Consider the following 12,924-nt stretch of genomic DNA (forward strand, 5'->3'; position numbering starts at 1 on the left):
CCGCAAGGCGCTAATTATGAGGAGGAAAAAATATGAGGAATGCAGCGATTTCTGTAAAAGGGTTAAAAAAATCCTTTAAAGACAAGGAAGTTTTAAAGGGGGTGGATTTTGAAGTGCGGCGTGGGGAAATTTTCGCGCTGCTGGGCTCAAATGGAGCAGGCAAGACAACGACAGTCAACATTCTCTCAACGCTGATGAAGCTCGATGGCGGCCAAGTAGGTATTTGCGGCTTTGACGTCCAGCGTCAACCGGATCATGTTCGCCAGAGCATCAGCCTGACAGGGCAGTTCGCAGCTTTAGACGGCATGCTTACCGGGCGGGAAAACCTGATGATGATTGCCAAGATGCGGGGAGTTTCCAATCCAGCTCAAGTCGCCGACGATCTGCTTGCAAGATTCAGCCTGACCGATGCGGCTAGCCGCCGGGCAGATAAATATTCCGGCGGGATGAAGCGCCGGCTTGACATCGCCATGAGCCTGATCGGGACACCGGCCGTCATTTTTCTCGACGAACCGACGACAGGGCTTGACCCCGAAGCGCGGATTGAGGTCTGGAATACCGTCAAGGAGCTTGCCGGCGGCGGCACGACCATCTTGCTGACGACCCAGTACCTAGAGGAAGCCGAACAACTGGCGGACCGCATCGCCATTCTGCATGGCGGAAAAATCATCACGACCGGTACCCTTACCGAACTCAAAGAGATGTTCCCGCCAGCCAAAGTGGAGTACATTGAGAAGCAGCCGACATTGGAGGAAATTTTCCTCGCGATCATCGGCAACAAGGAGGCGATGTAAATGAAAAGCAAAACAGGGGTGTTACTAGGGCGTTTAATGCGAAACATCATGCGCAGCCCGGACACAATTATCACGGTGGCGATTACGCCGATTATGATGATGCTGCTGTTTGTCTACGTATTTGGCGGCGCCATAGAGACAGGTACGGACAATTACGTCAATTATTTATTGCCGGGAATTTTGCTGATGGCTATCGCATCCGGCGTTGCTTACACTTCCTTGCGGCTGTTTACGGATGTAAAGAGTGGGTTGATGGCGCGTTTCATTACCATGCCGATCAAGCGCTCGTCGGTATTGTGGGCTCACGTATTGACCTCACTTGTTTCCAATGCGCTTACTGTCGTGGTGGTTTTCCTCGTCGCGCTCTTGATGGGCTTCCGCTCCGGCGCCGATATCCTGGATTGGCTCGCAGTAGCTGGGATACTCGGGTTGTTTACGCTGGCGCTGACATGGCTGGCGGTCATTCCCGGATTGACAGCGGGGTCTATGGAAGGGGCGACAGCCTACTCGTACCCGCTAATTTTCCTGCCGTTTATTAGTTCGGCCTTTGTCCCCACCGAAACCATGCCTAAAATTGTCCGTGCGTTTGCTGAGAACCAGCCCGTGACTTCAATCGTGAATGCGATTCGTGCCCTCTTATATGAAGGGACGGTTGGCAACGATATCTGGATCGCGCTTGCCTGGTGTGTCGGCATCATGGTCATCGCTTACTTCTTCGCCAGTAAAACATTTAAACGCCAGTTAGGGTAAGTAACCCATTGGGAATGTGGAGAAATTGACGTAACAGAGGCCCTCCCGTGTTACCCAGGGGAGGGCCTCTTTTGGAATGCTATGGTGTTACCGTGAAGGACCGATCGCAATCCAGGACATGAAACCATAGGCGAGATTGCAGTTAGGCTGGCGGCTCACTTCAAGGACGGCGGTATCCTCGCGCTGGGATTTCAGAGAGATTTGGAAGCCAGGATTGTTGCTCATCCCCACAATGATATAGTTGATCCCACCAAAGGCTTCCTCGAATTGGACGGTTACCTCGGTTAACGTCTCAGCTCCAAATACAAATGGCGTCATGCCGAATTGCTGCAGCTTCGGCTGGCCAGGTGTGCTGCGCACTGGCGTAAAGCATAAATGTTCTTCCGTTACTGCGCCTTTAGCCAATTGTTGTCCGGTAACGGCTCCTTCGGCCAGATGGGTGCTTGTGACGGCGCCGTTTGCAAGCTTATCGCTATCAATGGAGCCTTCGGCTAAGGTGAAGTCGTTGAAGGCATCCGGACCGAGATGCTTGCTGCTGATAGTTCCATTGGCAATTTGCGCGCCTGTGAGTGAGGCGTCGGCAACGTGAGCGCCGGTGATGGAGGCATCCGCAATCTTGCTGCCGTCAATGGAGCCATCAGCTAACGAGAAGTTATCGAAGGCATCTGGTCCGAGGTGCTTGCTGCCGATAGTTCCGTCGGCAATTTGCGCGCCAGTCAGGGAGCCGTTAGCAACGTGCGATCCTGTGATGGAGGCCTTAGCAATCTTGCTGCCGCCAATGGAACCTTTGGCTAACGAGAAGTCGTTGAAGACATCCGGTCCGAGGTGCTTGCTGCTAATAGTTCCGTCAGCAATCTGCGCACCAGTCAGGGAGCCGTCAGCAACATGCTTGCCGGTGATGGAGGCATCCGCAATCTTGCTGCCGTCAATGGAGCCATCAGCTAAAGAGAAGTTATCGAAGGCATCTGGTCCGAGGTGCTTGCTGCCGATAGTTCCGTCGGCAATTTGCGCGCCCGTGAGCGAACCATCTACAACGTGCGATCCAGTGATGGAATCCTCCGCAATCTTGCTGCCGTTAATGGAGCCATCGGCTAACGAGAAGTTATCGAAGGCATCCGGACCGAGGTGCTTGCTGCCGATAGTTCCGTCGGCAATTTGTGCGCCTGTCAGGGAGCCATCAGCAATGTGCGCGCTAGTGATGGAATCCTCCGCAATCTTGCTGCCGTTAATGGAGCCATCAGCTAACGAGAAGTTATCGAAGGCATCTGGTCCGAGGTGCTTGCTGCTAATAGTTCCGTCGGCAATTTGCGCGCCCGTGAGCGAACCATCTACAACGTGCGATCCAGTGATGGAATCCTCCGCAATCTTGCTGCCGTTAATGGAGCCATCAGCTAACGAGAAGTTATCGAAGGCATCCGGTCCGAGGTGCTTGCTGCTAATAGTTCCATCTGCAATCTGTGCACCAGTCAGGGCGCCGTCAGCAACGTGCGATCCTGTGATGGAGGCCTTAGCAATCTTGCTGCCGCCAATGGAACCTTCGGCTAACGAGAAGTCGTTGAAGACATCCGGTCCGAGGTGCTTGCTGCTAATAGTTCCATCTGCAATCTGTGCACCAGTCAGGGCGCCGTCAGCAACGTGCGATCCTGTGATGGAGGCCTTAGCAATCTTGCTGCCGCCAATGGAACCTTCGGCTAACGAGAAGTCGTTGAAGACATCCGGTCCGAGGTGCTTGCTGCTAATAGTTCCGTCGGCAATTTGTGCGCCAGTCAGGGAGCCATCAGCAATTTGCGCGCCCGTGAGCGAACCATCTACAACGTGCGATCCAGTGATGGAATCCTCCGCAATCTTGCTGCCGTCAATGGAGCCATCGGCTAACGAGAAGTTATCGAAGGCATCTGGACCGAGATGTTTGCTGCCGATAGCTCCGTCAGCAATCTGCGCACCAGTCAGTGAGCCGTCAGCAACATGCTTGCCGGTGATGGAATCCTCCGCAATCTTGTTGCCTGTCACCGATCCATCAGTTAACGAAAAGCTATTGAAGGCATCCGGTCCGAGGTGCTTGCTGCTAATAGTTCCGTCAGCAATCTGCGCACCAGTCAGTGAGCCGTTAGCAACGTGCGATCCTGTGATGGAGGCCTTAGCAATCTTGCTGCCTGTCACCGATCCATCAGTTAACGAAAAGCTATTGAAGGCATCTGGTCCCAGGTGCTTGCTGCCGATAGTTCCGTCGGCAATCTGCGTGCCTGTGAGCGAACTATCTACAACGTGAGCGCCAGTAATGGAGGCATTAGCAATCTTGCTGCCGTCAATGGAGCCTTCGGCTAATGTGAAGTCGTTGAAGGCATCCGGACCGAGATGCTGGCTGCCGATCGCCCCGTTGGCAATTTGCGCACCAGTCAGGGAACCTTCAGCAACATGCGTGCCAGTGATGGAAGCCTTAGCAATCTTGCTGCCGTCAATGGATCCATCGGCTAACGAGAAGTTATCGAAGGCATCCGGTCCTAGGTGTTGTCTGCCGATGGCTCCGTCAGCAATTTGCGCACCAGTCAGTGAGCCTTCGGCAATCTGCACGCCTGTGAGCGAACCATCCGCAACGTGTTCGGCGGTGATGGAAGCCTTAGCAATGTTGCTACCGGTCACCGATCCCTCGTCTAGGGTAAAGTTATCGAAGGCATCTGGTCCTAGGTGCTGTCTGCCGATGGCTCCGTCAGCAATTTGCGCACCAGTCAGTGAGCCTTCGGCAATCTGCACGCCCATGAGCGAACCATCCGCAACGTGTTCGGCGGTGATGGAAGCCTTAGCAATGTTGCTGCCGGTCACCGATCCCTCATCTAGAGTGAAGTTATCGAAGGCATCCGGTCCTAGGTGTTGTCTGCCGATGGCTCCGTCAGCAATTTGCGCACCAGTCAGTGAGCCTTCGGCAATCTGCACGCCTGTGAGCGAACCATCCGCAACGTGTTCGGCGGTGATGGAAGCCTTAGCAATGTTGCTGCCGGTCACCGATCCCTCATCTAGAGTGAAGTTATCGAAGGCATCCGGTCCTAGGTGTTGTCTGCCGATGGCTCCGTCAGCAATTTGCGCACCAGTCAGTGAGCCTTCGGCAATCTGCACGCCTGTGAGCGAACCATCCGCAACGTGTTCGGCGGTGATGGAAGCCTTAGCAATGTTGCTGCCGGTCACCGATCCCTCATCTAGAGTGAAGTTATCGAAGGCATCCGGTCCTAGGTGTTGTCTGCCGATGGCTCCGTCAGCAATTTGCGCACCAGTCAGTGAGCCTTCGGCAATCTGCACGCCTGTGAGCGAACCATCCGCAACGTGTTCGGCGGTGATGGAAGCCTTAGCAATGTTGCTGCCGGTCACCGATCCCTCATCTAGAGTGAAGTTATCGAAGGCATCCGGTCCTAGGTGCTGTCTGCCGATGGCTCCGTCAGCAATTTGCGCACCAGTCAGTGAGCCTTCGGCAATCTGCACGCCTGTGAGCGAACCATCCGCAACGTGTTCGGCGGTGATGGAAGCCTCCGCAATCATGCTGCTGGTCACCGATCCTTCATCTAGGGTAAAGTTATCGAAGGCATCCGGTCCGAGATGCCGGCTGCCGATGGTCCCATCGGCAATTTGAGCTCCTGTGAGAGAGCCGTTCGCAACGTGTTCGGCGGTGATGGAAGCCTTAGCAATCTTGCTGCCGTCAATGGATCCATCGGCTAACGAGAAGTTGTTGAAGGCATCTGGTCCGAGATGCCGGCTGCCGATGGCTCCGTCAGCAATTTGCGCACCAGTCAGTGAGCCTTCGGCAATCTGCACGCCTGTGAGCGAACCATCCGCAACGTGTTCGGCGGTGATGGAAGCCCCCGCAATCATGCTGCCAGTAACCGATCCTTCGTCTAGGGTGAAGTTATCGAAGGCATCCGGTCCGAGATGCCGGCTGCCGATGGTCCCATCGGCAATTTGAGCTCCTGTGAGAGAGCCGTTCGCAACGTGAGTACCGGATATCGTCTCCTTCGCAATCTTACTTCCCGTAATTCCACGGTCCTGCACATGTTCCGTTGTGATTGCACTGGCTTCGATATGCTGCGAACCGATGCTAGAAATTTGCAGGTGATGGGGAAGAACGGCGCCCTCCGCCAACTGCCTCGATTTAACGGCCCCCGGCTGTAAATGATCGACGCCAACACTGTCCGGCTGCAGGTGGACATGACCGACAGACTGATTTCCTAGATGTGCTGCGTTGACCGAGTACGGCGCCAAATGATGGCTCTGAATCGAGAACAATTCAACATGCTTGGAGCTCACAGCACCTTCGGCGATATGTCCGCTCTGGATCGATTCTCCGGCGACATGCTCAGGAAGGACGGCGCCGTTTGTAATATGTGCGGATTCTATGCTCTCGGCTTGAATGTGCCGGGCAGTGACAGAGCCGGAAGCAAGATGGCGGCCGGTCACAGATCCTTCATCCATATGCTGTGATTTGACAATATCCACGCCCAGGTGGTCAGACTGGACGCTCGCTTCTTGCAGATGCACTGCTGAAATGGAGAGAGGCTTGATCTTATCGCCGCTCACGGCATTCGCTTGCAATGCGGTTCCCGAGACCGACGAAGGCGAGAGATGGGCTTCTGAAATGGATTGTGATCTGATTTTTACGCCCGGGATGCTGCCGTCTGCAAACAACGCTTCTGCAGAGCGGCTTTCGTCAGCCAGATGGCTTAACGTGATGGATTTTTTCTTCAAGTGATAGCCATGAATGGCTTCCTGCACGATATGTTTGCCCAGGATGGATTCCAGTCCCAGATGCGCGCCCTCTACAGCTTGCGGAGCAATTTTCTCCGAAGTAACGGCCTTATTCTGAATCGCTTCTGAAGTTACCGAATACGGCGAGAAGTGAGTGGATTGAACCGCTTTTGGAGCTATTTTGCCAGCGGAGACACTGCTCTCAGCTAGTTTATTTGAAGTTACAGCCAGGTCTGTCAATTTATCCGTGGACACGCTTTCCGGAGACAGCTTCAGCGAGGTTACCGCATGGTCCCCCAAATGTCGTGGTGCAATGACCCCATCGCCGATTGAGGACTCCACAATGCTGCCTGCAGCAATTTTATCTGTTGTTACCGCTCCCTGGGCGAGCGCTTGTGACCGTACGCTTCCCTTCTGCAGATGGCGGCTGGCCACAGAGCCATCGGTCAGATGCGGCTCGCGAACCGCACCATTTTGCAGGGCTTCAGCACCTACACTGCCTGCTGACAAGTGCTGCTGTTGAATGGCTTCGCTGGCAATATTTCCGGAGGTTACGCCATGTTTAGCAATAATGGCTCCGCCAACCGATCCAAGCGCAAGCTTTTGGCTGGTCACGCTTTCGGGTGCCAGCATCTCTTCGCCGACGGATGCAGGCTGAAGATGCTGCTTCCCGATCGCTCCGTCTGCCAGATGTTGTTCTGCGATCGTTTTGGGCTGAATGGCACGCCCTATGACGCTCTGAGGCGCGAAATGCTGAGGTAAGATGCTGCCCTCTGCAATATGCTCTGCATTTACAGTATCCGCAGCGAGATGCCGGGTTTGAATGGCATCCGATGCAATCTGATCCGATTCTACCGCACCCTTAGCCAAATGGCGTGTTTGAACGGCTTCATTGGCAATTTTGTTAGGGAGTATGCTCTGATCCGCGATTTTCGAAGCCGTAACCGCTTGTTCAACCAGCTTTACCGTGTGGACGGATTGATCGGCAAGCTTGGAACTGGTGACACTGGAATCAGACAGATGGCGGGCGGATACAGCGTTGATGTTGATCTGATCGGAACCGATGGAGCCGGGCTGGATTTGCTCTGATCCTATGGCTCTGTCCGCTAAATGTCGGGAGCTGAGCGAGCCTTCTTTAATATGCCCGGCGTTGATGGCACCGTCTGCAATTAGGCCTGGCCCGATGCTGCCGGCAGCAATGTGCTTCGCAGTTACGGCCTCGCTGGTCAAATGTTTGCTTTCGATGCTTTGCGGTTTTATGTGAGAACCTGAGATGGTGTCATCGGCGATTTTTTTGCCTGTTACGGCTTCGTCACGGATTTTGGTTGAAGTGACTGCATCCTCTGCAATCTTGGAGCTATGGACGCTCTCATTAGCGAGATGTCGGGTTTCTACGGCGCTGGATGCGATTTTGTCCCCTTGAACCGATTGGTCTTCGAGCAGGTCGCTTGTCACGAGGAGCTGTTGCAGATGACGTGCAGTAATAGCCCCATCTGCGATTTTGTCGCTGACCACGGCGTGGTCTGCCAGTTTTTGTGAAGTTACACTACCATCCTTGATCTTGCTAGCATTTACGGAACCGTCCCGAAACTTGCGCGTAGATAAGATGCCATCCATCAAATGTTCTCCTGTGACTGATAATGGTGCGATTTTTCCGGAAGTTACAGATTCATCGGCAAGGTGCAGACTAGTGATGCTGTAATCCTGTATAGCTTCAGGTCCGACGGCACCACGTGACAGCTTGGATGCTGTGACAGCTCTCGAAGCGATCCGGCTTTCGGTTACCGCATATTCCCCTATGTCCTCTGTATATATGAATGCGCCCTTAATTTCAGGCATTTCCTTTTCCAAAATCAACTGCACATGCTCGTTCTCCATCTCTGGAAGGGATGGGGGATCGTTAGGCATGGTCGGGGGTTCAGCGGCTACAGCATCTTCTGTAGGTATGATAGCCTCTTCGTCAGAAGTCGATAGTGGGGTGTTTTCTTTATTTTCTTTGTTTTCTTCTTGTTTTAATTCCATGAGGCCGATAAGATCCTCATCCAGATCCATAATGGTTGCTGCTGAGAGGATATGGGCATCTTTATCTTTTTTGTGGCTGCGTCCTTTATTTCGCTCAAGCAGATCGAATTCCCTTGTAGTGGGATCTACCCTGTAGGGCTGGGAAGAGGAAGATGATGGGCTTTTCTTCTTTTTCTTCAAAACAACACGCTCCTTCCGAATACTCATCGTCTTCGGTATCATATGCAGCCGTTTAGGCGGCTGTCACTGGTCTTTTGGGATTCGACACACGAAAGGGCAGCGTAACATGGAAAAGGACCCGGCCAAAGGCCGAGTCCTTGATTGAGCGCTAAAAAGCACATATAAAATTTAACCCCTGACGGCCGATAACGGCTGTACAGTCGGTTCCGTATTTGAAGTATTTTCAAGAATCTTTGCTTCTAAAACGACAAAAGCCCTGCCTCTCTTTCGTCCTTGCGGCTCCGATGACCGCGCCAGTGTGAATCAGAAATCCGTTCCATAAAACTCATACTCTAGGGTCATAAAATAGGAATTTGCACTTCAACAGAGATGTAAATAACCATGTTTCGAGGAACTAACGGGGTTAAACTTCATGTAACAATTACTTATTATAGCACAGTTGCTCGCAATAAGCAAAGATATTCAAATGTATATTAGAATGTTATGCAAAAACGCTTGATTTTTTCTGGAAATCCAACGATATTCATATTAACAGTTTTTTCTTGCAAATTCTGCTGTTGGGCTCTTAAGCTTGTAGCATCATGTCGAATACGTTCGGATTCACACCTGCCTTGCCGATGTTTATTATCTGTTAATGAAAGTAGGCGTTCCATGCAACTGTATAAGTCTTTTCTTAAACAGCTAATCCGGAACTATATGATCGGGTCCATTGCAGCTGTGCTTGTTGTGGGTGGCGTATTAATGGTAACAACTCTGGAAATTCCTTTTGAGGAAGGCGCGCGTCTTGTGGTCATACTGGCTATTTCGTTCATGGTGATGATGGCGTCGGAGCTGACCGTCTTTCTTCGGTATTTACGACCGATTCACGCGGGCTTTGATGAAGGCCATACGGATTTGGAAACGTTGGAAAAAGCATATTTGAGTATACACCGCATGCCGCGTATGGTGGTATACCGCATATTCGGACCTCATCTGCTCGGTTTGTCACTTCCGGCTATACTGCTTACGGTTTGGATGATGGAGCAGGGAAAACTGAATTTTCCGCCGTTCTATATATGGCTGGCTTGCCTGGGGGCGGTCTTGCTAGCCAGCTGTCATGCCATGATCGAATTCTTCCTGACGATTGCTGCTATCCGTCCGCTGATCAAGGAGATCCGGCGGCAGGCGTTGTCGCGATATGGCGTGGATTTTTCCCTTGAGGGCCATGTATTCATGGCGATTCGGACGAAGTTTCTGCTGAGCACGATGCTGATCGGCACCTTTCCGCTGTTTCTGTTCAGTCTAGCGGTGCAGATCCGCCTGGAGGGGCTCAGTCAGATTGTAGCTCAGCAGTACTGGGGTTGGGCGGGATTTATATTGCTGCTGGGTGTCGGTTTTGCTTATATCGGCGCTTGGCTCTTGACCCAGGATTTACAGCGGCCGATCCGGCAGCTGTACCGGGCGATGAATGAGATTAAGGAAGGACGTCTGATCCAGACCTCCAATCTCTATTCCGATGAATTTTCCAATTTGATCGCTGGTTTCAATATGATGGTTCGCGGTCTGCAGGTGCGGGAGGAGCGGAACCGCAAGCTGCTGGACAGCTACTTTGCTGCCCTGGCAGCGGCGCTGGATGCCAGAGATCCTTACACAGCAGGACATTCGCTTCGGGTGGCGGAATACTCGGTATTAATCGGCCAGCTGGCGGGACTCAGCGAAGTGCAGGTTGATCTTTTGCACAAGACGGCATTGCTGCATGATATCGGTAAAATCGGGGTCCGGGACAACATTTTGCTGAAGGAAGGAAAGCTGACGGCAGAGGAGTTCGATCAGGTAAAGGCCCACCCGGCTCAAGGAGAGAACATTCTGCTGCAGATCGAGCCTGCCGATGCGATGGCGCCTTATCTGGAGGGAGTGCGATCCCATCATGAGCGTTATGACGGGGGCGGATATCCTGATGGGTTGAAGGGGAAGGAAATCCCGCTGTTTGGCCGGATTATTGCTGTTGCCGATGCCTATGATGCCATGACGTCGGATCGGCCCTACCGCAGCGGCATGAAATCCGTTGATGCCTTGAACATATTAGAAGCCGGTAGGGGAACCCAGTGGGATCCCGATTATGCGGGCATGTTCGTTAAATATATGAAAGCGGAGAAGAAGGTCATTACGATCCGCTAGAGGTGACAAGCAGGGAATCGCAGCTGGGTCTGTGGAATAGGAATAAGAAGGAGACCGTACCTTGCAGGTAAACGGCCTCTTTTTTGTGTGGCTGTCGTTAACATATCACTGGACCCCAGGGCAGCCAGACAAGTGTTGCGATTTTCATGCTGCTTCTGCCAGTTGGCTAGAGATGAATGAAATATGGATATCATATCATCTGGTGAGTCGCATACCGTCTCATCGTGATGACATCGTTTGCCAGGATTCAGAGAAACTTCTACGGGGTATACACAAGTACAGGCAATTCTACATTTCATCATTCATTACTCTAAGAGGAGCTGATATTTATGGATAGCAACGTATTTAAAGGGAAATGGAAACAGATGAAGGGTGAAGCGAAGAAGCAATGGGGCAAATTGACGGATGACGATCTTGATGTGATCGACGGCGAGAAAGATAAATTGGTTGGCAAGCTGCAGGAACGCTACGGACATACGAAGGATGCGGCGGAGCGTGAATATACGGATTGGAGTTCAAGATACCGCGACTAGTCTTGAGGAAGATAAGGGAGGCAGAACGAATCATGTTGGAATCCCGGGTTGTGACCGGCAAGGTGATCGATATTCGTGACGGCAAGGTGTTTACCTTACACGGAGACATGGTCAGCACCTATCATTTGGGATACTATGAGATGATGAATGAGGAAGTTCTCCCTGTCGCAGACAGTCAGCAGGCGGCATTGTCCACCGCGGGGCTTATGGCGGAGGAAACGGCCGAATCCTCCGGCCGGCTCCGCAGGGAGTGGAAACCGCTGACCAGCTTCATAACCGCTTGGAGAAAGAGTGCAAATCGAGCCTGATTTGCGCTCTTTTTTTTTGTCTTTTTATGCTTGGATGTTCAGGTTATGCGCCATGAGAAATTCATGTGAGTTTTATATTTAAAAAGTCATATTGACTTGGGTCCGATGCGGTGTAGAATGGGGTCAAAAGGAAGTATGATCAGCCCATTTGAAGTCATCGAAGGAGTGTATCACCATCAAGGCTGTCCAGGTTATTCACAAGCCGCACAAACAGGTTTCGCATCAGCGTAAACATTTGATGACGGCCACATGGGAAGGGGTGCCGGCTGTCATCTTGCAGACACTGTTGGGCGGTCCCTTCTTGACAGGGTATTTATTGTACTTAGGTGCGGAATCCAGTGAGGTTGGGTTTGTTCTGGCTGTCACTACGCTGTTCAACGTACTTCAGATTCTGGTTGCGTACCTGATCCAGCGCCTGCAGTACCGCAAGAAGGCGATGATTGTCTTCACCTTTATGCACCGCATTTTGTGGGGGGCCACGGGGATCATCCCGTTGATCTTCCCGGAACGATGGTGGATTCCGGTGTTTATGATCCTCTATATGGCCGCCTTTATTGCCAATACCGTATCCGGTATGCTCTGGACCTCGCTGATCAGCGATATGGTGCCGTCCAAGGTCCGGGGACGTTATTTTGGCATACGTAATACCATCTTGAATGCGCTCGGCGCCTTGACCCTGTTTGTTGGCGGGATCATCCTGGACCGTGTTCCCGGCGGCGGGGGCTTTCTTATTCTGTTCATCATCTCTTGGATCGCCATTGCTTCGAACTTATCCTTATTCTTTTTATACCCTGACCCTCCCTTCGAGCACTCGAGCGAGCGTCAGTTTAAGGCGATGATCCGAAAGCCGCTGTCGGATACCACATTTATCAAATCTACACTGTTTCTGGCGGGCTGGCTCTTTCTGCAGACGTTGATTGTTCCGCTCTACTCGTATGCCATGCTGGACATCCTGCATATCTCGTATTCGGTCGTATCCATTATGACCGTTGCACAGACCGTGATCATGATGATCGGTTTCTACGTATGGGGGAATTTGAATGCGCGCTACCGCAACAGAACCTTGCTCTATTGGACATTGCCGCTAATTGCGGGGTCATGCTTGACATGGGGCTTGCTGTCCGTCCTGCCCATGATTCCGGTGCTGCTGCTGTCTCATATGCTGCTTGGTGCCGGCGTAGGTGGCTTTAACCAGCTTGCCTTTAACTTTATGATCGGGGATACGCCGAAAAGCGAACGACCAATGTTTATCGCCGTATACTCCGCCATCACGGGGTTTACCTCTTTTCTAGGTCCCGTGCTGGGCGGGTTCATATTCAAAAGGATCGCAGATGCACCGGACTGGGTAGCCCGATATGGCTTCCAAACCACAGTGGGCCTGCTGATGGTGCTCATTGCTTTGACGGTGGGGCGGAGAGTGCTTCGTGCTGCTTAGAAGAGCGGCAGGCTGCA

At 52.3% G+C, this 12,924-nt stretch carries 7 protein-coding genes; 6 read left to right on the forward strand and 1 reads right to left on the reverse strand.

From position 1 onward, the window contains the following. Positions 1-32: 32 nt before the first annotated feature. Together MKY48_RS03680 and MKY48_RS03685 are read left to right on the forward strand one after the other, a co-directional pair. Positions 33-794, forward strand: coding sequence for an ATP-binding cassette domain-containing protein (locus tag MKY48_RS03680; protein ID WP_076322210.1), 762 nt, complete (start codon positions 33-35; stop codon positions 792-794). Next, positions 795-1,544 (forward strand): ABC transporter permease, encoded by a 750-nt coding sequence (locus MKY48_RS03685; RefSeq protein ID WP_215163258.1) that lies wholly within the window; start codon positions 795-797, stop codon positions 1,542-1,544. Positions 1,545-1,631: 87 nt separating this feature from the next. Here MKY48_RS03685 and MKY48_RS03690 read toward each other — a convergent pair whose 3' ends face one another. Continuing rightward, positions 1,632-8,474, reverse strand: coding sequence for a WIAG-tail domain (locus MKY48_RS03690; protein WP_339292296.1), 6,843 nt, complete (start codon positions 8,472-8,474; stop codon positions 1,632-1,634). Between the two features lie 651 nt (positions 8,475-9,125). On the opposite strand from MKY48_RS03690, the gene MKY48_RS03695 reads away from it, so the two are divergent. From MKY48_RS03695 to MKY48_RS03710, 4 genes are all read left to right on the forward strand, one after another. Next, complete coding sequence (locus MKY48_RS03695) at positions 9,126-10,631, forward strand: HD domain-containing phosphohydrolase (RefSeq protein ID WP_076326030.1); 1,506 nt, start codon at positions 9,126-9,128, stop codon at positions 10,629-10,631. A gap of 329 nt (positions 10,632-10,960) precedes the next feature. Then, entirely contained in the window at positions 10,961-11,164 is a 204-nt protein-coding gene (locus MKY48_RS03700; protein ID WP_076326026.1) for a CsbD family protein, read from the forward strand. A 32-nt stretch (positions 11,165-11,196) separates the two neighbouring features. Continuing rightward, complete coding sequence (locus MKY48_RS03705; protein ID WP_339270128.1) at positions 11,197-11,472, forward strand: hypothetical protein; 276 nt, start codon at positions 11,197-11,199, stop codon at positions 11,470-11,472. Between the two features lie 148 nt (positions 11,473-11,620). Continuing rightward, positions 11,621-12,907: an MFS transporter gene (locus MKY48_RS03710; RefSeq protein ID WP_339292297.1), complete on the forward strand. Its 1,287-nt coding sequence runs from the start codon at positions 11,621-11,623 to the stop codon at positions 12,905-12,907. Positions 12,908-12,924 lie beyond the last annotated feature (17 nt).

The organism is Paenibacillus sp. FSL W8-0187 (assembly GCF_037969755.1).
Classification (GTDB): domain Bacteria; phylum Bacillota; class Bacilli; order Paenibacillales; family Paenibacillaceae; genus Paenibacillus_AQ.

What these genes read in the sequence shown, in the direction of transcription:
- MKY48_RS03705 (WP_339270128.1), top strand. Translation starts at nt 11,197, where the DNA reads ATGTTGGAATCCCGGGTTGTGACCGGCAAGGTGATCGATATTCGTGAC.
- MKY48_RS03685 (WP_215163258.1), top strand. Translation starts at nt 795, where the DNA reads ATGAAAAGCAAAACAGGGGTGTTACTAGGGCGTTTAATGCGAAACATC.
- MKY48_RS03680 (WP_076322210.1), top strand. Translation starts at nt 33, where the DNA reads ATGAGGAATGCAGCGATTTCTGTAAAAGGGTTAAAAAAATCCTTTAAA.
- MKY48_RS03700 (WP_076326026.1), top strand. Translation starts at nt 10,961, where the DNA reads ATGGATAGCAACGTATTTAAAGGGAAATGGAAACAGATGAAGGGTGAA.
- MKY48_RS03695 (WP_076326030.1), top strand. Translation starts at nt 9,126, where the DNA reads ATGCAACTGTATAAGTCTTTTCTTAAACAGCTAATCCGGAACTATATG.